Origin of the sequence: Sphingobium sp. LB126 (assembly GCF_002795205.1) — a bacterium.
Lineage (GTDB): Bacteria > Pseudomonadota > Alphaproteobacteria > Sphingomonadales > Sphingomonadaceae > Sphingobium > Sphingobium chungbukense.
Genome location: NZ_NETV01000004.1, coordinates 1 through 24,508, shown reverse-complemented (window position 1 = coordinate 24,508; position 24,508 = coordinate 1). Strand labels below are relative to the sequence as shown.

Annotated in this window: 25 protein-coding genes and 3 pseudogenes; 19 read left to right on the top strand and 9 right to left on the bottom strand. The window is 63.3% G+C overall.

What is annotated here, in order from left to right; translation table 11 throughout:
- Positions 1-29: 29 nt before the first annotated feature.
- Entirely contained in the window at positions 30-1,235 is a 1,206-nt protein-coding gene (locus tag CAF53_RS24350; protein WP_010124628.1) for an AAA family ATPase, read from the top strand.
- A gap of 79 nt (positions 1,236-1,314) precedes the next feature.
- Positions 1,315-2,331, top strand: coding sequence for a ParB/RepB/Spo0J family partition protein (locus tag CAF53_RS24345; protein WP_029624404.1), 1,017 nt, complete (start codon positions 1,315-1,317; stop codon positions 2,329-2,331).
- Here CAF53_RS24345 and CAF53_RS24340 read toward each other — a convergent pair.
- Positions 2,325-3,032, bottom strand: a complete 708-nt coding sequence (locus CAF53_RS24340) for a hypothetical protein (protein WP_100239887.1) — start codon at positions 3,030-3,032, stop codon at positions 2,325-2,327. The genes CAF53_RS24345 and CAF53_RS24340 overlap by 7 nt on opposite strands.
- A gap of 138 nt (positions 3,033-3,170) precedes the next feature.
- On the opposite strand from CAF53_RS24340, the gene CAF53_RS24335 reads away from it, so the two are divergent.
- From CAF53_RS24335 to CAF53_RS24325, 3 genes are read left to right on the top strand one after another with little or no spacing between them, the layout of a single operon-like run.
- Entirely contained in the window at positions 3,171-4,844 is a 1,674-nt protein-coding gene (locus CAF53_RS24335; protein WP_046765160.1) for a Mu transposase C-terminal domain-containing protein, read from the top strand.
- Positions 4,841-5,683: a TniB family NTP-binding protein gene (locus tag CAF53_RS24330; RefSeq protein WP_046765159.1), complete on the top strand. Its 843-nt coding sequence runs from the start codon at positions 4,841-4,843 to the stop codon at positions 5,681-5,683. Before CAF53_RS24335 ends, CAF53_RS24330 begins: the two co-directional genes overlap by 4 nt.
- On the top strand, positions 5,680-6,984 hold the full coding sequence (locus CAF53_RS24325; RefSeq protein ID WP_046765158.1) for a TniQ family protein: 1,305 nt from the start codon (positions 5,680-5,682) through the stop codon (positions 6,982-6,984). The genes CAF53_RS24330 and CAF53_RS24325 overlap by 4 nt, the downstream gene beginning before the upstream one ends.
- A 291-nt stretch (positions 6,985-7,275) precedes the next feature.
- On the opposite strand, the gene CAF53_RS24320 is transcribed toward CAF53_RS24325, so the two are convergent.
- Entirely contained in the window at positions 7,276-8,475 is a 1,200-nt protein-coding gene (locus CAF53_RS24320) for a hypothetical protein (RefSeq protein WP_157801367.1), read from the bottom strand.
- 270 nt (positions 8,476-8,745) lie between these two features.
- Positions 8,746-9,021, bottom strand: a complete 276-nt coding sequence (locus tag CAF53_RS28475; protein ID WP_242443635.1) for a hypothetical protein — start codon at positions 9,019-9,021, stop codon at positions 8,746-8,748.
- A 236-nt stretch (positions 9,022-9,257) separates the two neighbouring features.
- Between CAF53_RS28475 and CAF53_RS28470 the strand changes: the two genes are divergently transcribed.
- Together CAF53_RS28470 and CAF53_RS24310 are read left to right on the top strand one after the other, a co-directional pair.
- Positions 9,258-10,025 (top strand): tyrosine-type recombinase/integrase, encoded by a 768-nt coding sequence (locus CAF53_RS28470; RefSeq protein WP_242443634.1) that lies wholly within the window; start codon positions 9,258-9,260, stop codon positions 10,023-10,025.
- Between the two features lie 70 nt (positions 10,026-10,095).
- Positions 10,096-10,758: pseudogene (locus CAF53_RS24310) on the top strand (integrase); the annotation flags it as partial.
- 180 nt (positions 10,759-10,938) lie between these two features.
- Here CAF53_RS24310 and CAF53_RS24305 read toward each other — a convergent pair.
- Positions 10,939-11,672, bottom strand: a pseudogene (locus CAF53_RS24305) (IS5 family transposase).
- 119 nt (positions 11,673-11,791) lie between these two features.
- A complete protein-coding gene (locus CAF53_RS24300) occupies positions 11,792-14,749 on the bottom strand; it encodes a Tn3 family transposase (RefSeq protein WP_011627729.1) in 2,958 nt (985 codons plus the stop codon).
- Between the two features lie 140 nt (positions 14,750-14,889).
- On the opposite strand from CAF53_RS24300, the gene CAF53_RS24295 reads away from it, so the two are divergent.
- The 10 genes and pseudogenes from CAF53_RS24295 to CAF53_RS27685 all read left to right on the top strand — a co-directional run bounded on the left by CAF53_RS24295 (position 14,890) and on the right by CAF53_RS27685 (position 19,818).
- Positions 14,890-15,390 carry a hypothetical protein gene (locus tag CAF53_RS24295; protein WP_197707569.1) on the top strand — a complete coding sequence of 167 codons (501 nt, stop codon included), beginning with the start codon at positions 14,890-14,892 and terminating at the stop codon, positions 15,388-15,390.
- On the top strand, positions 15,384-15,680 hold the full coding sequence (locus CAF53_RS24290) for a hypothetical protein (protein ID WP_157801366.1): 297 nt from the start codon (positions 15,384-15,386) through the stop codon (positions 15,678-15,680). The genes CAF53_RS24295 and CAF53_RS24290 overlap by 7 nt, the downstream gene beginning before the upstream one ends.
- On the top strand, positions 15,677-16,108 hold the full coding sequence (locus CAF53_RS24285; RefSeq protein ID WP_242443633.1) for a hypothetical protein: 432 nt from the start codon (positions 15,677-15,679) through the stop codon (positions 16,106-16,108). The genes CAF53_RS24290 and CAF53_RS24285 overlap by 4 nt, the downstream gene beginning before the upstream one ends.
- 4 nt (positions 16,109-16,112) lie before the next feature.
- Positions 16,113-16,457: a hypothetical protein gene (locus tag CAF53_RS24280; protein ID WP_014194368.1), complete on the top strand. Its 345-nt coding sequence runs from the start codon at positions 16,113-16,115 to the stop codon at positions 16,455-16,457.
- Positions 16,458-16,469: 12 nt separating this feature from the next.
- Positions 16,470-16,865, top strand: coding sequence for a hypothetical protein (locus tag CAF53_RS27285; protein ID WP_157801348.1), 396 nt, complete (start codon positions 16,470-16,472; stop codon positions 16,863-16,865).
- A gap of 21 nt (positions 16,866-16,886) precedes the next feature.
- Positions 16,887-17,135: a hypothetical protein gene (locus tag CAF53_RS24270; protein WP_157801365.1), complete on the top strand. Its 249-nt coding sequence runs from the start codon at positions 16,887-16,889 to the stop codon at positions 17,133-17,135.
- 137 nt (positions 17,136-17,272) lie between these two features.
- On the top strand, positions 17,273-17,644 hold the full coding sequence (locus CAF53_RS24265; RefSeq protein ID WP_242443632.1) for a thermonuclease family protein: 372 nt from the start codon (positions 17,273-17,275) through the stop codon (positions 17,642-17,644).
- Positions 17,645-17,704: 60 nt separating this feature from the next.
- Positions 17,705-18,310, top strand: a pseudogene (locus CAF53_RS24260) (recombinase family protein).
- 615 nt (positions 18,311-18,925) lie between these two features.
- On the top strand, positions 18,926-19,378 hold the full coding sequence (locus CAF53_RS24250; protein ID WP_157801364.1) for a hypothetical protein: 453 nt from the start codon (positions 18,926-18,928) through the stop codon (positions 19,376-19,378).
- Positions 19,379-19,560: 182 nt separating this feature from the next.
- Positions 19,561-19,818, top strand: a complete 258-nt coding sequence (locus tag CAF53_RS27685) for a GGDEF domain-containing protein (RefSeq protein WP_197707575.1) — start codon at positions 19,561-19,563, stop codon at positions 19,816-19,818.
- A 432-nt stretch (positions 19,819-20,250) separates the two neighbouring features.
- On the opposite strand, the gene CAF53_RS27680 is transcribed toward CAF53_RS27685, so the two are convergent.
- Positions 20,251-20,820: a hypothetical protein gene (locus CAF53_RS27680; protein ID WP_197707568.1), complete on the bottom strand. Its 570-nt coding sequence runs from the start codon at positions 20,818-20,820 to the stop codon at positions 20,251-20,253.
- Positions 20,821-20,842: 22 nt separating this feature from the next.
- Positions 20,843-20,971 carry a hypothetical protein gene (locus CAF53_RS29140; RefSeq protein ID WP_277949224.1) on the bottom strand — a complete coding sequence of 43 codons (129 nt, stop codon included), beginning with the start codon at positions 20,969-20,971 and terminating at the stop codon, positions 20,843-20,845.
- A 572-nt stretch (positions 20,972-21,543) separates the two neighbouring features.
- Between CAF53_RS29140 and CAF53_RS28465 the strand changes: the two genes are divergently transcribed.
- Positions 21,544-21,798 carry a type II toxin-antitoxin system RelE/ParE family toxin gene (locus CAF53_RS28465; protein WP_242443631.1) on the top strand — a complete coding sequence of 85 codons (255 nt, stop codon included), beginning with the start codon at positions 21,544-21,546 and terminating at the stop codon, positions 21,796-21,798.
- On the top strand, positions 21,795-22,094 hold the full coding sequence (locus CAF53_RS29255) for an XRE family transcriptional regulator (protein ID WP_347337873.1): 300 nt from the start codon (positions 21,795-21,797) through the stop codon (positions 22,092-22,094). Before CAF53_RS28465 ends, CAF53_RS29255 begins: the two co-directional genes overlap by 4 nt.
- 708 nt (positions 22,095-22,802) lie before the next feature.
- Here CAF53_RS29255 and CAF53_RS24205 read toward each other — a convergent pair.
- Both CAF53_RS24205 and CAF53_RS28455 read right to left on the bottom strand, forming a co-directional pair.
- Positions 22,803-23,759 (bottom strand): transglycosylase SLT domain-containing protein, encoded by a 957-nt coding sequence (locus CAF53_RS24205; protein WP_242443629.1) that lies wholly within the window; start codon positions 23,757-23,759, stop codon positions 22,803-22,805.
- A gap of 366 nt (positions 23,760-24,125) precedes the next feature.
- Entirely contained in the window at positions 24,126-24,335 is a 210-nt protein-coding gene (locus CAF53_RS28455) for a hypothetical protein (protein ID WP_242443628.1), read from the bottom strand.
- Between the last annotated feature and the right edge of the window lie 173 nt (positions 24,336-24,508).

Below are 24,508 nucleotides of genomic sequence, written 5' to 3'. Positions count from 1 at the left end.
CCATCTGCTTGATTGCGAAAGGTGGGCATGTGTCTAACGGACTCGATATTGAGGAAGCCGAACGTCTCGTCTCGGTTGCGACGCTTGCCGCGCGAACGTCGTCGGTGCTGGAAAAGCTGAGGGATTCAGCGCGTAGCGCTCGAGCTGATGACCGGCGTGAACCGACTTTCACTATCAGCAAGGCTGCGGAACTGGTGGGCCGCACACCGGCTGCGATTCGCGACGCAGAGAAGGACGGTCGCCTGCCAGAGCCGTCGCGCGGCGATAATAACCGGCGTGAACGCTATACGCTGGCACAGCTGAATGACATGCGGGGGGTCTTCGGGACCCGGCCATATCGGGCACCAGGAGATCCGGCCTGCGTCATCGCAGTCCAGAACTTCAAGGGCGGCGTCGGGAAGTCGACCGTTGCTGTCCATCTCGCCCAGTATCTCGCGATCAGAGGCTATCGGGTGGCGCTCGTCGACTGTGACAGCCAGGCCTCCGCGACGACTTTGTTCGGCTATGTGCCTGACCTCGATCTGACTGAAGATGACACGCTTTATCCGTTCCTCCGGGAGGATGAACGGACCTCACTCGATTACGCGCTCCGCAAGACTCATTTTGACGGTTTGGAGCTGATCCCGGCCAATCTGAGGCTGTTCAATTCCGAGTATGAGCTTGCTGCGAGGATGGCGAGGGGAGGGTTCGATGCGCTGTTGAACCGCCTCAAGGTCGGTATCGACAGTATTGCCGATCGCTTCGACGTCATCGTGATGGATCCACCGCCCGCGCTCGGGGCGATCTCCCTGTCCGTGCTTCGCGCCGCGAACGCGCTGGTGGTGCCGGTCCCGCCGACGGTCATGGACTTCTCCTCGACCGCCGCCTTCCTTTCGATGCTCGACGAGACGATCGAACAGCTTGCAGAGCGAGGTATGGCGCCGCAGCTCCAGTTCCTCCGATTTGTTGCCTCGAAGGTCGACGAAAACAAGTCGATGCAGAAGGAGCTGTTACAGTTGATGCGGACCTTGTTCGGCCACGCGATGGTCCGCACGCCGCTCAAGGATTCGGCCGAGATTGACAATGCGACCGCACGGCTCATGACTGTTTATGAGCTCGACGGACCGGCCACCAGTTCGGCCGTTCGTAACCGATGCTTGGGTTATCTCGACGGCGTAAACAGTGAAATCGAAGTCGATATTCGGTCGATGTGGCCGAGCCACCAACCGGCTCTGCGAAGGGCTGCGCTGGCATGAAAATTCCGAATTGCACGCGTGCAAGATCGGAAGAACGGAGAAAATTGCACGCGTGCAATTTCGGTGAAGGGAGGCTCGCTTGAGCAGGAAAAACAGTGGCTTTGCGGCCGATCTGGCGGCAGGGATCGATCTGTCGGATGAACCTGCGCCGCAGCGCCGGACCGGGATCGCATCAAACGTCCTGACCGGCCGATCGAACCGGCTGTCAGACCTCGCGTCAGGGGCGATTGTAACCCGAACCCACGAGTTGGTGGACCCTGCGCGCTGTCGCATGTGGATCGGTCATAATCGCGACTATGCGCTCCTCACTGAAGAACGCTGCGCCGATCTCATCGAGAGTATGAAGGCGCAAGGTCGCCAGGAAATGCCCGCGATCGTGCGGCGCGTGTCCGGCCACGCGGACTATGACTTCGAGGTAATCTGCGGGGCGAGGCGGCATTGGACGATTAGCTGGCTGCGCTCGCACAATTATCCGGACTTCAAGTTCCTCGTCGATATCCGGGAGATCGGCGACGAGGAAGCATTTCGCCTGGCCGACATCGAGAATCGGGCGCGCGACGATCTTACCGATCTTGAGCGGGCGAGGGACTATCTCCGGGCGCTGGACCTCTATTATGATGGGCGACAGCGGACGATGGCGGAGCGATTGAAGGTGAGCGAAAGCTGGCTCACCCGATATCTCGATCTTGCCCGACTGCCTACCGAACTGACGCGGGCATTTTCCAATCCACAGGACCTCGGAGTCCGCAATGCCATAGCGCTAAAGGGCCTGCTAAAGCCGGATGAGCGGAAGGCGAGGGCGTTCGCCGAAGCAGGCCGGATCGCGGATGCTCGGGAAGCCGGCGCTCCAGCCCAATCGATCCTTGATGTTATCAAGGCGCTAAGCCTGGCGGTCGACGCCCCCAAGAAGACAGGATCCCCCAAGAAGACAGGAAAGGCCGAGACGGTCTCGACCGCGGCCGGCAAGCCGGTGCTCCGGATCGAGAGTGCCGACCGCAAGGGCGTCCGTCTAACCTTGCTGAACAGGGGCGGAGCGACACGCCAGGATGCTGAGGAGGCCATCCGATCCCTCCTGGACCAGCATTGGCCTCAATAGCGGACTGTAACCGCCGATCGAGCCTGCGCGGCCAGTTTCGCCGCGCCTTGTGGAGATATGCCGAGCAAGCGGGCGATCGCGGGCACGCGCAGTCCGGGGTATGATGCCTCCAGGCGCATGAGTGTGGGCAACTTGCTCCGCCGCGTAACGCCAAGGTCTGAGGGCAGGGTGGCTACAATGCGCTCAAGCCTGTCGAGCTCTGTGAGCCCCAACGCGGCTGTGCGCCCGAGCGCGGCTTCGAGTTCCTCCGCTAGCTCGGCAGGGCCGCTCGACAGAAACTTTGGGAGCCACACAAAGGACGGAATATGCTGGAGCGTGAAGCCAGCGGCAGCCAGCGCGCTGGGGAGCATGCAGGCGAGAAGCCAGACCGTTCCGAAGCTTCTCGGATCGACGTGGAGCGTGCGCCCGTCGATGGTCGTGACGCTGCGACCCTCCGTCGGACTGATTTCCAGCTCCTTGTGGACTGCCAGGAGGCGCTCAGCGACTGATAGAAGGGTAGGGGAGGGGTATGGGACGCAAAGTCTCTTCCGGGCCTCTCTGAACGTCTGTCCGAACCGGACCAGATCATCTCCGCCCCACATCTCGGCCTGCGCGCGATCATCGAGCAAGGTGCGCAGCACATTGAGCGAGGCGCGGGCGACGGGATCGCTGGAATCGTCGGCGAGCAACAAGAAGTTGTCAGCGGACAAAGTAGACTGCATTTTGCTGTTTCATCGTCAAATCAAAAGGTTATAGCGACGATACTGCAAGCAATTCTGTCTCGCTCGATTTGTCCGTCGCGGTGGTCGACAAAGTAAGCTACATTTTCATCGACGCAGAAATCGTTGTGGAGTCCATCCATGATTGAGCGCAAGCCGTCTCCCGCGCCCCGACGAAGTCTCAAATCGCTCGAGGCGGGTTTGGCGCTATACCCGCACTTCCGGCAACATATCTCCCTTTCCGGCCCGGTGACGGCAGCTCAGGTCGCGGCGATTGCCGAGGCAACAGGCTTGAAGGAGCGGCAGATACGGACATTGGCTGCGCGATTTAGGGCGCATCCGGTCGCGGAGACGCTTGCTCCAAAACCGCGGGGACCCACTCTCGGATCGCACCGGATTGATCCGGAGGTGATGGCTGCGATCGAGACGTTGATCGAGGAAATTGCGCTCAAGATGGTGTCGCCGTCGCGGGCGGAAGCGGCGCGGCAGATATGGGGCCTGTTGCACGCGGATAATGGAAATCACGGGTTTTCCGCCGATCTGATCCCAAGCGAGAAAACGATCGATCGGCTGCTGTGTGAAATTCCGAGCCGCGTCTGGGCCAAAGCCACGATGGGATCAAAGACCAGAAGTGCCCATGAGCCACACCCCGGCGAATATTGCAGCGACGGATTTCTCGACCTGGTTCAGATGGATCATACCAGGGGTGATGTCATCCTGGTCGATAGCCTGAGGCGGGAACAGCTCGGAAGACCTTGGATCACCTTCCTCATCGAAATCTGGACCCGATCGATCCTCGGCTACTATGTCAGCTTCGGCGACCCTTCGATATTCCGGTGCGGGCGGGCGGTTGCGAGTGCCATGTTGCCCAAGGAGCCGATCCTCAATCATCTGGGAGTGGACGTCAGCTACCCAATGTATGGCCTGTTCAGCCGCTTGCATGCGGACCAGGCTAAACCGCATCGGTCGGAGGGCTTCAGACGGGCCTGTGTGCGCAACGGGATAGACCCCGATGTCCGCAAGCCTGGGCCTGCCCATCTAGGCGGGCATATCGAGCGGCTGATCGGCACAATGGTCGGAAAACTGAGACTTTTGCCCGGTGCGACGGGATCGAACGTCTCGGCGCGCGACGGGTACGATGCCGAAGCGGAAGCAGCGATGACGCTGGCTGAATTCGAGCGATGGCTCCTGTGCCAGATCGCGATCTATCACCACACGCCGCACAGCGCGCTGGGCGGCCTCTGCCCCGCTCAGATGTGGGAGCGGGAAGCGGCCAGACGCGGCCGGCTGCTGCCCCTGTCGGTCGATGCGGAGCAGCTCTTCCGCCAGTTCCTGCCGTCGACGTCCTTGACGGTCCATGCCAAGGGCGTTCGGATCAAATATCGCCATTACTGGCATCAGGCGCTCGCCGCCCGAATCGGCCAAAAGGTCGAGATCAGTTGGGATGAGCGGACGATCCAGCATGTCTATGCCGACCTGGACGGCAGCTATGTGGAACTGCCGGTCATCGGCCAGTATCCAGACGTTTGGGAGGCGGACTGGGAAGCCGGCAGAGCGAGGGTCAGGGCCTTGGGCAGGGCCTATCAGGCCGATGGCGGTCGCGCCGCGACCGCACGGGCGGTTGCTGCCGCCAACCAGGAAATCCACGACGCGCGCGCCCGCACGAAGGAGGCGAGGCGCCAGGCCAAGCGCCGGGAAGGGGAGGGGACGACACTGGCGGACCTGCGCGTTGCCCGAAAGCCCGAACGGCCGCCGGTTGACTGGAAACCGGTCGCGGACCTGGGCGAGGATGACTGGTTGCAGGAGCGGACATGAGCGTGGCTGCACCACCGCCTTCCTTGGCGCCCGCATCCCCATTCTGGATCGATTTCGAAGAAGCCCACAACGCTGTGGAGACGATTGTCGAAGTCGCCCATGACGACCCCGAGGAACGCCCGACCTGCATCGTGCTCACCGGCCAGTCCGGCATGGGGAAGACCTCGATCTTGCGCGAAGCCCAGCGGCGCCTGACCGAGGCCTTTCCCGAGCCTGCCCATTGGGGCGAGGCGCGCTATCAACCAGTGTTGCGGACGGTCATTCCCTCGAGTCCGACCTCGCTCAAGATCAACCTCGCCTTGCTCTGGAAACAGGGCTGGCCGATCCGCACGAACACGCACAAAACCGCCGATTTGAAGGTGGTCGATCTCCTGGCCGCACAGGGTACGAGGCTGGTCGCAATCGATAATGTCCACGTGATGCTGACGGCCAGCGGCGTCGCGCGGCGCGACACCCTCGATGCGTTCCGTTTCCTGATGAGCGCGGGCAATGTGCCCCTGGTCGTGGCGGGCCTCGATGTCGCCCGGCAGATCTTTGCTGACGATGTCGAGCTGGCCTACCGTTCGATCATGCTCAAATTGCCGCTATGGGAGCCAGGCGAGCCCTCGCAGCGCCTGATCAGGGCGCTGGCGCGCGGCATGGGGATGGAAGAGCCCGACCATCTGGCCGACCCCGCCTTTGCCGAGCGCATTTGGCGCGAAAGCGGCGGGGTGACCGGAAATTTCAAGCGGATCCTGCGCTGGTCAGGAAAGGTCGCCAAGCGGCATGACCGTGCGCTGGTGACGCAGGACGACATCAGCCAGGCGTTGCAGCTCTTCATGCCCTACAGCCCGGAATGAGCGGCCGGGACATCGAACCCTTGGCGTTTCGGGTGAAGCCGCTGCCCGAAGAATGTTTCGAATCCTGGCTGCGGCGCTTGGCCGAGTGTCATGACACCACTCCCAAGGCACTGTTTCGCCATCTCGGGATCGACGCGGCGCTGGCCGATCGCGATCTGGCATCCTCAGCCGCTGGCGCGGCGGAACCGCGTCACGCCATGGTTGAGCGGTTGGCTTGGGCGACGATGGTACCGGAGAAGGCGATTTCCGGGACGTTCGTGGGCTGCCCGAAGGCCGATCTGTTGCCTTTGCCGCTGCGTTCGATCGGCTGCGCCCAGTGCTGGCGCGATTGGTTGGCGTCCGCCGAGCCATGGCGGATCGAGCGGAGCTGGATTTTGCGCGTGACCGCCTGTTGCGAAACCCATGCCTTGTTGCTGACCGATCTGCGGGGGATCATGGTCCGGGGGCATGGCAACGCGGCGCGGCAGCTGCTTGAGGAGAATGTGGATCGGACCCGGGCGCAAATGGCCCGCTTTACCTTGGTCAAAACCCGCCTCGCCTGGAATGGGACCATTGCGCGCGCCCATGTTCGCGGGAGTGACCCCAGTTTCGGGGCTATGCCGGCACGCTATCGGGCGGCGCTGGTCGGCAACTGCTTCCATATCGCACCTGCCCGTCATCTGCTCTTGGCGGCCCTCCACAGTAAAGACGGACTCCAAGCCGGCCAATGGGAGCAGATTTTCGGCTTCACGACGCGGCCCGGACGCGGCGCGCCAACGGGCAGGGCGCGGGGCGCGTCTGGCCCCAAACTCCCGGACCTCGCGAAGACGATCGCGAGGATCGGCCTGCGGCAGCTTGAGCGCAAGTGCCGGGAACTGGGCAAGGTCTGCAAGCGACTGGAGCGGGCCAAGGAGAACTACAGCTTTGTGCATTGGCAGGGTGTGTGGCGAAAGGGCCGTGCGGCGCTGGCGCACGAGGTGAGTCTCCGCCGCGCCGCCGAGATGGCTGGTGGTGAGATTTCCGCGCAGACCTGTTTGCGGGGCTTCCAGGAGGCGCTGGTGTATCTGCAGGAAGCCGGGTTGGCGGACGGTACTGATCCTGTCGCGCGTTGCGATGGCGATCGCTGGGACGATTGCCACGAGGATGTCCATCGCTTGCGGGCGCGGCTCGCCGCGTGCTTCGCCGATCCAGACTTTCGCGTCCTGCTCCATCTGCCAAGTCTTCCCGTCGGCTTCGACGCTTTGGAGGGGACACAGTGCCTCGCGCCGATCCAGATGAAAGCGGCGGCGTTTCTGACAGGATTGACGTTTAAGGGCGCATGACACGGAGCTTGCGCTGCCGCACGATGCAAAAATCGGCCGACACATGCCGGCCACAGGACATTTGGCTCAATTTTGCCCTCAGAGCCTCGTAGGGCGTGTTGAAGGTCTCCGAGCACCCTTGGCCTATCCGAGCCTCGTTTTCGCGCTCTAGGGGGCCTTTGCGGGCACTTTTATTTTATGGTTCAAAATCAATTATTTGCCTGAAATCTGCCGACTGAGCGGCCTGCAACGCTGCTTGAACAGCGGATCCAAGGCGAAAATTTCCATTCGCCCTGGAGTTTTGCAGCCGGCTCACTCGTCCAGATCATTTCCTCGACAGGAGGCATTCGCGCGGGCGAGCAGGCGGTCGATATCGGCCATGATCGCGTCATGTTCGGCATAAGGGCTGTCGGCACTGACGTCGTCCTCTGCTGCCGGGACATTATAAGTGCGTGGGGGCGGCAGGGCGCGAATGACCGCCTGATGTCGGGGAGCGGTTGTTTCGGCCAAGCCCGCTTTGACGAGCGCTGCCACAAGATCGCGCGCGCCGTTTTTCGATACGCCCAGGGCCTGCTCGATCTGCAGCGGGCGCAGCGGGCCAAAGCCGGCGAGCAGCCGGTACAGATGCGGCGCGCGCGACGTCGAGCGCAGGCGGGAAATAGCCGCCTGCATAACCTGCACCCGCGCATAGGCCGCATCCAGTTGTTCGCTCACACGGCGCGCGGCATTTCCGGCGGCCTCAGCCACTAGAATGGCACGCTCGCGCGGCCACAATTCGGGCCGGAGCGCTTCGGCCCGCACGGTGCCGGGTAAGGGGAGGGGAGGGGAGCCCGGGTTGCTTTGCGCGATCAGACGACCGGCGACAAGATCGAGCGCCCATAGCGGCATGGCGGACCTTGCCTGCTCGAAGACCATCGGCCCGGATGGCAGGGCAAGCAACTGGCGGTTCCGCTCGACAGGCGCGAAATGCGGCGAGCCTGCGGCTGCGTCGTGCAGGCGATCCAGCGCGGCGAGCGGCCAATTTTCCTCGGGACCCAATGCGAGGGACTCGGACAGCCTGGTGGCTTCCTCGACGGCGAACGCCGGCGGGATTTCAGGCTCAGCATGGTGCCTGTCCTGATCGAAGCGCGCCGCGGCGCGGATCTGCGCGGTCGCTTGCCCCAGCGGTTCCCAGGTGGACAGGGATAGCTCAGACAGCAGCGTGTCGGCGACCAACGCTGCCGGGGCGGTGATCTGGGTCGTGACGTCAGGCACGGGGGCGAGGCCGGAAAACCACGCGGAAAACCAGCCCTCGGCGCCGGAAAAGCCAGACTGGGCGAGGGCCTCGATGAGCATGAGGCGGACGAGCGCGGCGCAAAAATGATGGGCCACTTGGCGAGGCACATGTGATAATTTGCCTTGTAGTTGGCCCCAGGCAAGCGTGGCCTGCACCCGCGCCGCCATGAGCGCGTCGAGGGGCGCATCCTCGTCTGACTGGAGCGGATGGAAGGGGGCGAGGGGTCTGCCATCCACCAAGTCTAGTTAAATCGACTTAACTGCACCAGCCTTGATCAGCCTTTTTTCGAACTAACGATAATGAGTTGTTATCGATAGTGACAGCCACATTTTCGCAGCTATAATCCCGTCCATGTGTCGTTTTCCCAATAAGACCGGACTCCACGCTGCCCGCGGTTTTGGGCGATATTTTTTTCCCAATAACACCGGATTCTTGCCAATAACGCCGGACTGGCCTGCCGGAGGCTGTCCCGCAGCGTCAGGCCGGGTTGGCCCATGAGCAAGAAATCAGATTTGCCGATGTCTGCGCCGGCGCCGCGCCTGGCACAACCGAAGGCGGCGGTTGCCGGGGAGATCGTGACGATCCTGCCGCCGGGCGAGACCAAACTGCCCCGTCGGCGTTCCGGGTCCGCGCGGAATCGCGAAGCCCAGCTCGTCGCCTTGCTCCAGGAACTGACGGGTGAAGGCGCTGGTCTGGTCGAACTCAATTTCAAGAAGAGTCTCGAGGCGCGGGCGCCCGCCAGCATCAAGGCGCTCGCGGTCGACCTGGATTGCTACGCGCACTTTTCGGCAGGGCAGGGCGGGATCGGTTTGCCCGCCAGCGAAGCTCGGCTCGTGGCCTATGTCGACTATTGCGAGACGCGTAAGTTCAAGCCGGCCACCGTGTCCCGGCGCCTGTCTTCGCTGGCGGTGGCCCATCACCTTCTGGGTGTTCCCAATCTCGTCGGTGCCGGGTGGTCCGCGATGCCCTTCGTGGCCTGCGGCGCCGGGCCGGGGTCAGGCAGCGCCAGGCCGGCCCCTTGCGGTTCGGCGACGGAGTCGGGCCGGAGCCGGTCAAGGGGTTCACGCTTGCGGTCATGCTTGATGCCTGTGGGCGCGATGTCGTGGGACTGCGCGATGCGGCAATCCTGTCGCTGGGCTATGATGCCGGTCTGCGGGTGTCGGAACTGGCGGCGGTCGCGCTCGAACAGATTGAAGGGCAAGAGGACGGCTCAGCTCTGCTCGAGCTGGCACGCTCGAAAACCGACCAGGACGGGAAAGGGGCCTTGGTGTGGCTCTCGCCCGATACGATGCGGCGTGTGGCTTTGTGGCGGGAGGCAGCCTCCATACGCGCGGGCGTCCTGTTCCGCAGGGTGGCGGTGACCAGGACAAAGCCAAGCGAAGCCCGGCGCGAACGTACCATCAGCGATCTGGCCTATCATGCCCAGGTCGATCGCGACCGCATGGTCGCGCGGCCCGCGCGCGCTGCCACCGCGACATACAAAATTGGGGAAGACGCACTGACACCCGCCGCTGTGCGTCTGATCATCAAGCGGACGGCGCTCGCAGCCGCCGATCAGGGCCTGGTCGATCTCATGGGAGCCGATCTGGCCGAGGCGATCAATGCCCTGAGCACGCATTCGCTGCGGGTCGGGCTGACCCAGGACCTGTTCGCCAATGGCGAGGACGCGGGGCCGATTGCGCAGGCGTTGCGCTGGACCTCTACCGCGACTGCTCTACGCTATGGCCGCAAGCTGGCGCCGTCCTCCAACGCCGCGGCGCGCATGCTGAAGGGCGTCAGAAAGTGAGGCCGCTGCAGCGAATTCTGTCCGTCCGGCAAAACGGGGAAATGGGGCCGGATGCAGTCTTCTTTGTCCGGTCACAACCGCCTATGACACCGGGCTGCGCGCCTCCGAACTGGTCGCGATCCAGGTCGAGCACCTTCTCGAGGCGACCGATCCCGAAGCGCGGCTGCTGCGGGTCCCGCGTTCGAAGGGCGATCCCGAAGGGGAGGGGGCGACGGCATTTCTCAGCGCGCGCAGCGTACGCGCGATCACCGCCTGGCTCGAGGCGGCGGACATTGCGGAAGGGCCGCTGTTTCGCCGGGTGCAGGTGCGGCGGATCAAGGCACGCGCGGCGGTGGCGGGGGAGGGGATCGCCCGGCTCAACGCGGAAGGCAGGCTGGTGCTGATGCGAGGGGAGGGTAAGCCTGCGCAGCCGGCGCGCACCGCCTATGATGTTGGCGCGGCGGCGCTGCATCCCGGATCGATCGGGCCGCTCTGGCGCACGATCATCCGCCGGGCGTTCGACCGCGGCGCGCTGCCCGACCTCACCGCCGACGATCTGACACGGTTGCTCCGGGGGATCAGCGCGCATTCGACGCGGGTGGGGCTGAACCAGGATCTGTTCGTCAGCGGTGAGGAGCTGGCCGGGATCATGGACGCGCTGCGCTGGAAAAGCCCGCGCATGCCGCTCGCTTACAATCGCAATCTCGCCGCCGAACAGGGGGCCGCCGGGCGGCTCATGGCGAAGCTGGCATAGGGTCTGTTCGCTCCGGCCCAATTGATGATCATCTTCTGCACACAAACTGGTTTGTCGATCATAGAATCGGATTTGGGTAACGGCAAAGCCGGCGGGATCGGGTGATTGTCACCCAGAAATACGATCGACGACGGGGAGGTCATCGCTTTTACGCGACAAGGCCGTGATCGCCACGCGCCTCTAGGCGGCGTGGACAAATTTGAGCCAGTATTTTGCTGACGCGATATGGACCATGGACAGGAAGCTGTCTGCGAGTTGGTCATAGCGGGTGGCAATGGCGCGATTGATTTTGAGGCGTCCGAAGAAGCGCTCGATCTGGTTGCGCTGCCTGTAGAGTTCGCGGTCGTGGTGGATCTTCACGCGGCGGTTGGATCGTCCCGGGATGACGGCCTGTATGTCGCGTTTTGCAAGGTCGACGCGGATAGCATCTGCATCATAGCCCTTATCGGCCAGAAGCGCCTTGGGTGCCTGTTCCGGCAAGGCGATCAGGGTGTCATAAGCCTTGCAGTCAGCAGCTTCGCCGACAGTCAGGTGGAACGCGAGCGGTCGTCCTCGTCCATCAGCCAGACAGTGAAGTTTACTGGTGAACCCGCCCCGCGAGCGGCCAAGAGCTCGTCGACAAGCCCCCCTTTTCCGCCCGCTGCCGAGACATGGGCGCGAACCGTTGTGCTATCGATGCTGTAGTGGCCGCTGTCGGCCATGATCTCGGCCAGCGTCACTGAGACGGCCTCCCAGACCCCGGCCTCACTCCAGCGCCGGAACCGCCGGTAGATCGTGTTCCAGTTGCCGTATTTGGGCGGAACATCACGCCACGGAGTTCCGCAGCGAAGCCGCCAGAGTATGCCGTTGATGATCGCGCGGCTCTCTTCAGGACGGCGTCCGCGCCCTCGGTTCGCTGGCTCAATAGGCAGCAAACCCTTCAAAACACGCCATTCCGCTTCAGTCAGATCGCCCCGGCTCAAGCCTGCCTCCAAAAGGGGTGACTACACGAAAGTGACGCATCCGCACGCTAAGCGCGAACGTATGGTGAACGTTACGCGGCGAGCAACGAACTGATGGCGCGCAGTGGCCGCAGGACATCCGGATCGGGCCGATCTTCAACATTCCAGCTATAGTCGCCGGTGAGCGAGATATGTTCCCAGCCCAATGGCGCGACGTGACGTGCGATTTCGTCGGGCGTGCCGATATCAGCCAGCGCCACTTCGAGATAGCGGGTGTTCCACAGGATGATGGCGGCGACGAGCAGGTTGAGGCCGGAGGCGCGATAGGTCTGGTTCTCGAACCGCCGATCACGCAATTCGCCGAGCTGGTTGAAGAAGAGCGCGCGTGCGAGCGCGTTGCGGGCCTCGCCCTTGTTGAGGCCCGCCTGGGTACGCCGGCGCAGATCAATGTCGCGCAGCCAGTCGAGCATGAAGATCGAGCGTTCGAGGCGGCCCAGCTCGCGCATCGCGAGGGCCAGTCCGTTCTGTCGCGGATAGGCGGACAGGCGGCGAAGCATCGCCGAAGCGGTGGCGGTGCCGGTGCGTATCGATGTGGCGAACCGCAGCAGTTCATCCCAATGCGCCGCGACATGACCCAATGCGATCGGTTCGGCCGTCATGCCGGCAAGCAAGGGGCCGGCTTCCTGGCCGGGAAGGAGGTGCAAACGACGCTGCTTGATGTCGCGCAGGCGCGGCGCGAAGCGGTAGCCGAAGAAGGGCATAAGGCCGAACACATGGTCCGATGCACCGCCTGTATCGGTGTAGTGCTCCTCGATTGTCAGGCCGGTCTGCTGATACAGCAAGCCATCCAGCACATAGGGAGCTTCGCCGGCGGTCGCCGCGATTACCCGGGTCGCGAAGGGGTCATATCGATCCGAGACATGGGTGTAGAAGGCAACGCCCGGTTCGTTGCCGCTGCGCGCGTTGATGTCGCCGATTGCGGCGCCACGGCCCCCGGCATGGAATTGCTGTCCGTCGCTCGACGAGGTGGTGCCGTCTCCCCACAGCGCGGCGAGCGGCATGGCGCGATGGGCGTCGATCAGCCTTCCCAGCGCTTCACCATAGGCGGCCTCGCTGATGTGCCAGTCGTGGAGATGGGCGAGCTGGCGCAGGCTTGCGCCTCGGCAGGTTTCCGCCATGCGTGTGAGGCCGAGATTGATGCCATCGGCAAGGATGACGGTGAGCAGCGCATTGCGGTCGTCGGCCTCCCGGCCCGAACGCCGATGGATGAAGCATTCGCTGAACCCGGTCCAGGCATCGACCTCAAGCAGGAGATCGGTGATCTTCACGCGCGGCAGTCGGTCATAGGCAGCGCGACGGGCAATCTCGGTGGCGGGTGGCGTTGCCGCTTTCAGCGGCGAGATGATAAGGCCGCTTTCGTCAAGCCTGACCTGGGGCAGCTCGCCCTGTCGGGCGAGGACCGTCACCTGTTCGATCGCCGTGTCGAGCCTGGCGCGCCTTTCCTCGATATGACGATCGAAGTCCGTTTCGATGGCGAGCGGCAACGGCCCCTTCTCGCGAAGCGCGTCGAAGGTGGCCGGCGGGATGAGGTAGCTATCGAAATCGCGGAACTGGCGGCTTCCCGAGACCCATATGTCTCCCGCTCGCAACCGCTCCCGTAGCTGGGACAAGGCGCATAGTTCATAGGCGGCGCGATCGACGATGCCGTCCCGCAGGACGAACGGCCGCCATGCGGAGGGCACAAAGCGCAGCGGCACGCGATCAGGCAAGCGCCGTTTGCCGGTCCGGTATAGCTCCGCGATGATGGTAAGCGCCGACAGGAGTCCCTGCACCGCACCGGCGCCGCGAAATTCGAAGGTGTTGAGAAAGGCACCGGCAAAGAGCTTCACCGTGCGATGCCGCTCGATCAATTCAGCGGTGCGATCGACGGTTTCCGGTCGCCCGAGTACTTCGGCCCGCGCGACCGCCACGGCGAAGCGCTGCCAATCCAGCGCCTCGATCTGCGCCAGAGAGTCCACACCGTTGGTGCGCGCTTCGATGAGAATGCGGCAAGACCCTGTGAGCGTCCGGAGATGGCCTTGCAACTCGCGCACCGTCTTGAGGGCTTTGTCACGGGTCCGGTTCTCGGCGCGACGCGACATGCTGCCCAACAGCTTGTCGAACATCGTCAGGGTGGCATCGGTCAGGCTTTCCTCAAGACGGATGCCCTGCGCCGCCAGCGTCGCATGGCGGCGCAGGGCATTGAGTTCGCCAAGGTGCTGGGGTGTGATCCGGCTGCCTTCGTCCGCCAGCCTGTCAAAAGTCAAAGCCGGGATCATGTCGGCACGGGCGCGATCGAGATCCAGCGCGCGGATATGAGTGAGCCGTTCGATCAGGCGTAGGATGTTGCGCGCTGCCGGCGACTGTGGTGCATTGCGCAGCCAGGATAGCCATGTCGCGGCTTGCCCTGTTCGTCGGGCCAGCAGATCGTCCAGCCCCTGCAGCGTATCGGGCCGCAGGCCGTTCGTGAGCACTTCATAGGTAAGCTGTTCGGCCTGCTGGCGAGCACGCCGGAGTACCGCTTCGAGAACCGATGAAGAAGGCAGGAGGATCTGCCGGCGCCGAAGTTCGTCAACGATGACCCCCGCCATCTGGCCGGGGTGGACGATGGTCTGTGCGATCGGGATCGAGAATGCGACAACTTCGTGGAAAGCCTTGCGGTCGAAAATCCTGAACCCGTGCGATCGTCGGATTTCAACGAGATGTTCGCGACGGGTCTGGTCCCGATGGGCATAGTCCGCGAAGGCTTCGGGCGCGACGCCGAGTTGCTGCGCCACATAGGCGAGCACAGGAGCGGGCGGGACTTCACCCGCTTCCAGCGCACGGCCAGGCCATCTCATATAGAGTAGGAGCATCGCGTAGCCGAGCCGGGTGGCATCGCCGCGACGGCGGCCGACAATTTCCAGGTCGTCACCGGTCAGCGTATAGTGCCGCGCAATCTCGCGCTCATCGAGCGGCGCGCCATAATGCCCTGCCCAGATTTCCGCGCTCACCAGTCGCCGTCTCGCCAAGCACTATCTCCTTCCGCGTCCTTGTCCGTCAGACGGTCCTTTTACGGACAATCGCATTTTGTCCGCCTTTTATTGCTTGCAATGAGTTTACGGACACATTAGATTTACGGACAGAAAACGGACACAAGAGGCACGCAACCATGACCGCGCTTATCGTGATGGCCTGTTCATCGACCAAACGCCCCGGCGAGGAGGCGATGCCCGCCATAGATCGCTATGATGGTCCGATGTGGCGCACGCTGCGCGCGGCGCTGGCCGAGCTGGGGGAAGATTGCCGCCCCGAAATCTGGTTCCTGTCCGCCCGCTATGGCTTTCATCCGGCAGATATGCGGATCGCTGACTATGAGCAGCGCATGACGCCGAGCCGGGCCGCTGAATTGCTCCGGCTCCCAACGTCCAATCATGCGGCCTTCGCGGAAGCGGCGCGGGGCGCTGATAGAATCCTCCTCGCAGGGGGTGCCATTTACCGGGACGCGATGCGCCGCGCGATCGGCCAGCATCCGAGCATCGCAGAGACGGACGGCGGAGGGATCGGCATCCACCGGCAGCAGTTGCGGCGCTGGCTTGCCGTGGACCGCGACACGACCGGGCCGTTCCCGTCCAGAGCCTTGATGCCTTCGCCCGCGAGCGCGGCTTGGTGACGATGGCCGAGGCGCGGGGCCATATCCACGCCGGGTTGCGTTCAGCGCCGACGACCAAGACTTTCCGCAGATGGTATGAGAGCGAAACGCGCCGCCTGTTGATCGAGGCAGGCAGGACCGCGAGCCTCTATCAAGCGGCGATCGACGCGGGAACGATCATTGCACCGCCTCGCGCGACCCTTGAGGAAATCGCCAATGGCCACCCCGATCTAGAGTCGACGCACGCCGCGCGCCGCGTGCTGGAAAAGCGCCGCGCCCGTCGCGAGCTGGCGGAGAGGGAGGCCGCGTGACGGGCCGCCCGCCTTTCGGCCACAACGGAGGCCCGGCGCTGGACGATACCCCGCCAGCTCCGCCGCGTTTGCCCTATGATGCCGCCTGCGTGCGCTGCATCCATTGGACGCCGCCCAGCGAGCGGGAGGAATCCGATTATCGCTATTGGGCAATGACGGGGCGCGGGCGGCGCGTGAAGGAGCCGAGCGGCCATTGCTTCCGCGTGATGCACAGGCCCGGAGGCCCGCTTTCATTTTCGGGCACGATGGGCCGGAGCAGTTGCTATAACTACGAGGCGAAGCCGCCGCCTGCCTATCGACCCAGCGGGCAAGGCTTTGTCACCATCTGGGGGCCGGGTGACAAGATTCTCTGGCAGGGCGCGAGGGCGAGGAACCCGCCGAGTTCAGACAAGGCGAGCTGGACCTATAGACAGGGCGAAGGAAGGTAGAGCGATGAAGGTTGAGACGCGGCAGACGATCGAGCGCCAGATTGCGCGGAAAGCGGCCGAGGGGCTGATTGCGGGCGGCTATGCCGTGTCGGTCTATGACGGCGAGGAAATCGCCTTGGAGGCGTCCACGGACGTTAAGGCGATCATGGCCGCCATGTTCGCCACCGACGAGGATTATCTATTCGCCATGAAGCCCGACGAGGCCGGGAAGATGGAGCGGCAGGGCTATGCCCGCTTCATCTACGGCAACGAAGGTTGGGACGTGATGAGCGACTACACCACCAATCTTGAAAGCGAGCTGGCGGGGGCGAAGGCCGAAGCCGACAAGCTGGAAACGCGGCACGGATAAGGAGCGCCTGCTATGGAAACCATCGACTTGACGCCGACATGGGGCGAAATCGGCTTGCTGTATGTCCGCCTTGCGGAATCTGGCGAGACGAAGGCCCTCACGGAAATGCGGGGCGAGGTCGCGCGGGCCTTCGCCGCCTCGCAAGCCCTCACGGCCATTATGGGCGACTTGCCCGCCGAGCTGCGCGACCGCGCCCGCATCATCATAGGCGAGGAGCTGGCGAAGCAGGGCTTCCCCGGCGATCGGCCGCCTTCCGATTCTGGCGATGCCGGTGCCGTCGATCGAGGCACCGCCACCAAGGCTATCGAGCAAGCCTTTGGGGGCAAGCCTGCCCCGATCATGCTTGATGAAGCGTGGGAGTGGGATCGCGCGGCGAAGAAGCAGGCCGGAGAGAATGGCGAGCAATGATGCTCCGAAGGGGATCAAGGGATGAGTGACGCTATGGGCCACACGGCCGTTTTCGGCGCGACGGGCGGGGGTAAGACTAGCTTTCCTCCCATGCTGCAATTCGAGTTCCATGCCTATGGCGGGGACGAATCCGGCGTGATCGCGGCGCAACCGACGATTACGACCGAGCGCATGGCGAGCCATAGCGCCGCGCGGGCGAAGGCGGGCCGTATCGCCAAACAGATCGGGGGCCGGTCGATTTGGCGCTGGCAGGGCCGCGCCGTGGGATGATCGCTACATCACCACGGCCAGCCCCAGCGAACATCATGCCTCTGGTTATCGGTTGGAGAGGCTGACTTGATGCCCTTGGTGTTCATCGCCGCCGCCGCGCTGGCGGGTTGTTCCGTGACCGATGGCGACACGATCAGATGCGGGACGAGCGTATCCGGTTTCTTGGCGTGGACGCGCCCGACGATCCGAGCAACAGCCGGTGCAGGCCGGTGCCCAAGCCCGGCGCGATTTGCGACCGGCAGCGGGCCGAGGCGAGCAAAGAGGCGTTGCAGCGGACCATGACAGGGCCGCTTTCGATCGAGCGCGTAGGGGTTGACCCCTACGGGCGCACGCTGGCGTTGGTCTATGTGCAGGGGCGCAGCCTCTCATGCCGCCAGATCGAGGCCGGGCAGGCTGTCTATGTGGCGCGTTGGGATCAGGACGGGCGGGTTGCGCGTGAGTGCCCCCGTGCGGTTGCGAGCTGGCAGGGTGGCGATGATGGGCGCGCCAGACCCCGGAACGCTCAATAGGCGCAGCGCCGAGGCGGGGCGTTGATCGGCTATGCGCGGGTATCGACGCCCGAACAGGACATGGGCTTGCAGATCGACGCGCTAGAGAAGGCGGGTTGTGCCCGCATCTTCACGGACGTTGCAGGCGGTGCGAAGGCAGAGCGGGCCGGGCTGGCCGAGGCGCTGGCCTATCTTCGCCCGTCAGACACGCTTGTCGTGTGGAAGATCGACCGGCTAGGCCGCTCGCTTCCCCATCTGGTCGGGCTTGTCGAAAATCTGCGTGATCGGGCATAGGCTTCCGATCGCTGACAGATGCCGGGATGGACACGACGACGCCCAGCGGCGCGTTGATCTTCCATATATTCGCGGCGTTGGCCGACTTTGAGCGGTCGCTGATCCGCGAGCGGACAAAGCCGGGTTGGAGGTCGCCGCCGCGCGCGGCCGAAAGGGCGGCCGTAGGTCGGTTGTCACGCCGGGAGTGCTGAAACGCGCGCGCGACATGATGGATAAGGGTTGACGGTGCGGCAGGCGGCCGCCGCGCTCAAGATCGGCAAGACGCCGCTCTATGAGGCGCTACGTGCAGCGGACGAGGCCGCAGGCAGCGGATCGGGGGCGAAGAAAATGGCGTATGACGATTATCGGAAGGCGACCGCTTTTCGGTGGACTTCCGCATGGCGGGCCAAATGAAAGGCTGTTGGCACCTGATAGGCGAAACTGCCACGCTGGACGAGGCGTGCGCGATGTTCGACGGCATTGTTGCTTCCGATCGCGCGGAAGGTGCAACGCCGGGCGCGCGCTGGCGCATGTGCCATATGCGCGGTTCCGAAATTCTCCGCGTCATTGAGGATATGACGCTTACGAGGACGGGCTGGCCACGACGCCCGCCGACGCTGACCGATAGCGCGCGGCCCGTCCCTCTAGCGTAACGATTCATTGCTTTTCGAGGCACTTTTGGCCTATCCACGCACTACCTGCGGAGACGTGGGCGGGGCGTGGAAACCCTCTGATAATCGAGCCGGTCGAGCTTAACGACCGGGTGGCGGACGCGCATGTCCAGAAGCCACCCGGCTTTAAAGCGTTCGCGCCTGACGATTATCAGGTTTCCAACACCCGTTCCAAGCGGGCACGCCTCCAATATGGGGGCGTGCCGCTGGCTTTCCGGCCTACTCCCGACAGCACAGTTTCGGAAATGGCGCGAGTCGCTCCATCGGTTTGCTTGTTGGGGGTAAGTGACCAATTCGGGAAATTCTTCTGCTCGATACTGGAATGGCTTGGTTTTCGCGGCGCGCGCGGGGGCGCAGCGTGGACGGGAAACCGGCGTTCGCAAACGGCGCTGGCAATGTCTTCCAGCAGGCGCGCCGCCATCTGCTTGATGAAATCGCGGCCTTCCTGCTCACCTATGAGCTGGACGTGACGCCCAATAATCTTCTCACCGCGCACGGAGCCTTTTCCGGGTCCAATCCCGCCCTTGCGCGCAAGATCGCCCAGCATGTGACCGCTGGCCTAGCCGTGACACAGGAATGGCTGGACGAAATCACGGCGGCAGACGAGACGATCGACAAGCACGATGGCATCCAGCACCTCATGGCGAGGTTGGAAACGACGCTTGAAAGTTTCTCGAAGAACGCCAACGACACGCGCAGCGCGACGGCCGATTATACCGACGAGCTGGAACAGCATGTGGCCGAGCTGGATCAGTTCAGGAACGGGGCAAATCCTTTCCAGCCTAGCCGATTTGGCGAAGGCGATGCTTGAGCGAACCCGCAAGCTGGAAACCGACATGCGGCGCAGCGAGGAGGAGGCTAAGGCGCTCCGCCGTAGTCTGGAACAGGCGCGGCGCGAGCGGAGATTGACCACATGACCGGCCTTCCCAATCGCCGGGCTTTCGAGACGGTCCTAGAGCGGAATATCGTGACGCCAGAGCGAGCTTTGACCCGCTGACCGTAGCTTTCTGCGATATAGACCATTTTAAGCGCATCAATGATACGCACGGCCATGATGCAGGCGATCGGGTCATTCGGCTTATCGCGGAAATGCTCGCTACGATTTCGGACGATAATTGCCATGTAGCGCGCCACGGTGGAGAGGAGTTTGTATGCTGTTCCGAGGCGTCAGCCTGTCCGAAGCGCATAAGAAACTTGACGGCTTGCGCGAACAAATGGCCGAACGTCGCTTACGAAACCGCAAGACGATGAACCATTGGGCCAAATTACATTCTCCGCTGGCATTGCGGACGTGTTTGATTTTCCTGATCCAAGGGCGGCCCTCAAACGGCCGATGAAGCCCTTACGCCGCAAAGCAGGCGGCCGAAACCAATGATGATCGCACCCAAGGGAGGCGCGCAGGCCGCATGAACGAGGGACGCCAGATGAAGACGTATTCCCCGGCGCGAAGCTCTCCGATCCGGCAATGGTGCGGGCGATGGGCGGGCGCTAGCGGTCCTCGCCGGGTTGCTGGAAGGGAAAGGCGTCTCAACGGTGGAGGAAACCTCCAACGTGCTGGGGATTTACGCTGTCATCACCGGGGAAACCGCACCCGATGAAGGTTTGATCCTCGCTTGCTGGGCGGGAATGTTGCGTGATGCGCACAGGAGAAGGCCGAAAAGGACGGGGAGCCGGAAAATGGGATTAGGATCGGGCAGCGCGCCGTGCTGGTTGTGAGGATGAACCCCTAGTGAGGACGATGGCGGCCGACATTCTTATGGACGCGGCTATCGCGTCTTTGAGGCGTGCGAGCGGCCGACGCTCTGGCGATCCTGACGCCGCGATGACATTGGCGCGGTATTCACCGATATTGAAATGCCCCGGAATGACCGGCCTCGCCTTGGCCGCTGCCGTCCGCGACCGATGGCCATCCATGCCGGTCCTTGTTACCTCTGCCGTGTGCGACCAGGTGCAGGCGAATTGCCGAACGGCGCTGCCTATATCGCCAAGCCCTACATGCCCCGTGAATTGGTCGCCACACTCGGCAAGATGCTCCCTCCCCCCGATTCCGGCGATTAATGTTCCATCAGGCTGAATGAGCCGCGAACAAGGCAAGCCCAACGGAAAGCCGTTCGCCGCCTCTTTCTGTTCGATGCCTAGTCGTTTGGCGATTTGCTCGATCGCAAGCCCGTTCTGCCGATGCAGGAACAAGACCGATCGGTCAAATGCGCAATTCATCAACACAATCCCAAAATCATCTTCGGGAAATGTCATGCGCGGTGACCCATGCACGTATCTATTGATTGTTGGAGATAACAATCTGCGCTGAATCATCGACCTCAACGAGTATCGCAAGAGCTTTTTCCATGAACTCTAGGGCAACCGCTTTCCGTTGCTCTCGATAGATATTGGAAGAATCAACCATAGCCTAGTCCTCCTTTCGGTCGCTGTAGGGGGACGATGACCAACAATAGGGCAATTGCACGCGCAACTAGGGCCAGATTGAACAGTAATTTTATTACAACGGTAAGCATCCCTCGCCTGCCCGGACAGGGGCCGGCGCGTGGCATCGGCTAGATTGTTTGTTGGTCTTCCGACGATGGCGAGTCCTTGCGGCCATCGTCGGAAGTGACCGGCCGCACAAATTGGGGGCGTGGGCCGCGCCGGCCTCTAGCATAAAATTGCGGCCCTGCATCCCCGGCGTTGATACATTCGTCGCGTAGGGCGCTCGATTGAGCCGCCCCGATCGCGGCGGCCGACAATCGTTCCGCTGATAGCATCGGCCTCACGCAGTATGCACCATACGCGCATAATTCCGCTTGCGAGCTATGTATATTTGTGCATAATAGCCGCGATGGATACTGAACGGCCGTTCGATGGGTGGCATCGTCCAAAGCGCGATATTTCGGGATTCCCGGACGATGTGCATGACGTAATGGCTATTATGCCCTTGACCTCGCGCCCAGCCAGGCGCGACAGCACCCCAGCACTAAGCCCTTGAAAGGCTTTGGCGGCCGCTGGCGTGGTCGAGATCATACGACGACTACCAAGCGATACGTTCCGCACGGCTATACGGTCAAATTTGCGGAGGCGGTCTATGTCCTGCACGCCTTCCAGAAGAAATCCAAGCAGGGCAAGCCACGCCGCAGCCGATATGGATTTGATCCGAACGCGGCTGAAATCCGCCGAGAGCATCACCGGCAACACCAGACCCGCGAGGCACAGCATGAGCGCACAGGACGAAATCATTGAGAAGGCAGCGGCAATGTCTTTGCCGATCTAGGCTTTGCCGACCCCGACACCCACCTTTGAAAGCCCAGCTCGTTACCCTGTGGCCGAGCCATGCAGGAGCGGAAGTTGACGCAGATCCCGCCGCCAAGGTTACGGGATCTACCCAACCGGAATTGTCGCGCATCCTGCGAGGCCAGTTCCGCAGCGTCTCGGTTGAGCGGCTTCTAGCCATGCTCACCCGGCTTGGCTGCAAGGTCGATATTGTCGTGCGCCCGCAGGGGCGGACCACTGAATCGGCCGTGATCCACTTCGCCTAATGTGCGATGATTTCGCCGCAAGCCCGGCTCGATATGTTCGAGGCCGGGCTATTCGGCCAAGGCCTGCCTTCTGGCGTTGGATCGAAACCGACGCGGCGCAACCCTATCTTGCCGCTTTCGCCGCCGATCGACGGCCGCCCGAACCCGGCGAACCCTTCGCTATCGACCTAGCGGCCGACGACTTGCTTGCTGCCGATCGCCTCGCCCAGCTCGCTTACAGATCGAGGCCGATCATGCTTGATCCCAATCCGTCCATAGCCGACCTTGACGCATTGCTAGATCGCCACCGCAACGACGATGCGGCTATGGAAAAGATCGTTCGCGGGTATCTCCGTTGCCGATCTACAGCTATCAGAAGCATTGCGTTTGGCGCGCCCTGCGCCACATCGGCAAGGACGATTGAGTTTCAAAGAGGAAGACGTTGCCGCCTTGAGGGCCGAAGGCGCGAAATCCATTTCGGACTTTCGAGACTGGCTCATTGAGGAGCTGGCCGGGATGGGGATCAGCGCCCACACCGGCTTGCCGAATGAGCGCCTAGCGCGCCGTCGCTTCAATTGCTGGCGTGATTGTGCGCGGAATAAAGCGCGGGTCCGCCGTGGATCGGTAGGCGAAGGATGCAGCATGTCGCGCCGGAAATTCACCGCAACGGAAATAGGCGCGGCGTTCGGCCGAGCCGCCATGACGCGGGCTTGCGGAGCTGGCGCAGCCTCATAGCTGCCCATCGGCTGCACGGCCGCCGAGGTTAGGCCCCCTACCCCGCGTTCCGCTCTGGCGACGACAATTTGAGCGCGATCGAGCGGCCGAGTCTGATCGCCGGTATAGAACGCCAGATGCCAATGATCGGCATGGCCCGGTCCCCGGCCCCAGCAGCTCCGCCACGCGAATACCATGTTGCGCCATCACGGCGCGGATTTGCTCGCGCGTGATCGTGTGCAGCCCGGCACGCGGCACGAAATCCACCGCCTGCCCATATTTGTGAAAGCTGTTGGCGGCCCCGTAATTGGCTTCCAGCGCCCGCCACGTATCGGTTATGCGGGCATTGAACGCAGCGGCCAAGATCGAGGCGACATAGCCCGCCGAGGCGTCGGCGCTGCCTTGGGGCTGGACGATCGCCGGTTGCGCTGCGAGCTGGCCCCCGCCCGTCGCGTCGGCTGCCGTGATCGTGATCGTGAGCGGGATCGAGGTCGATCGCGTAGCAGGAGCGCCGCCGCTTACCGGCACGCCGTTCACGCTGTAGGTATTATAGCGCGAGGAAAGCCACGCCTCCCAGCGCGCGCCTTTCGCCATAATCAGCGCCCGATAACGGGCATTATGGACCGGCGTTCGGGAATGATAATTGGCAACCCGCGTCCACAGGTCGCCCTTGTCATCCCGGATATGGTTTCTGATACGCCATGCAGCGAGGTTGTAGGGATAGCACCCCGGCGCAAGCACATATTCGGGCCGGATGCCGTAGCGTGCCAGCGATTGAATATAGCTGGAATTGAGCTGCATCGAGCCAAGATCGGCGGTGTTATTGGTGTTCTGGACGCGCGCACCGGGCCGCCCGTTCTCTTGCTCCGCGACCGCCAACATGACGTTCGCCGGAATGTTATAGCGCAGCGCCGCCGCGATCGAGCATTGCACCCGTTCTTCTATGACAACCGGAGGCAGATCAGCGGCCATGATTAGCTGTCCCCCTTCTCTGGACGAAGGCCGCAACTTCATCCTCTGGCGTCTCCATGTCGCCCGCATCACGGGCGGCCGAAATGGTATCTCCCGCGAATTGCGCCGTGGGCGGCGGCGATGAATCGGACGAGCTGGCGGGACTGCCCGCGCCGGTCGGGAGCGAGCGTTTCACTTCCCGACGATGCCGACGCGGCCGACGCGGATATTGGCCGCCAATCGCCCCCCCACCGTATTGCCCACCCGCTCTTTCAAAGCATCCACCGCCATGCCAGCGGCAGCGCCGCCGAGGATGCTTGCGGTTTTCGCCGCCCGGCTAAGGCCGGTGCGTTGCGTGCCGCCAGTATCGCCACTTGCGGCGTGCCTTCACCTTGCGAGCTGGCGGAGCTGGCCTCCCCCTCCCCGCAGGCGACCCACCGGCAGCGCCGCCGCCGTTGCTGTCTTCACGATCGGCCGCCTCGCTGCCCGCAGCGGCGCTTGCAGCCGTGCCGCGCCCGCGCTGGCGGCTTCCGAGCCGCCTTGAAGGCGGCTGTTGTCATTGGCCGGGGGTGAACCGCCATCACCGCCCATAGCCATGCTAAGGGGCGTCCCGCGCCCCACCGCCGCGCCGCCGTTGTCGCCGCCCCCGGCATGTCGCCCGCAGACGACAGCGGTTGCCCGCCGCCCATCCCGGTTTGGCCGCCTTCACCACCGCCCCCACCAGCGGCAGCGAAGGCGGCCTTGATCGCGCTGGCTCCCCCCGCAGCGTT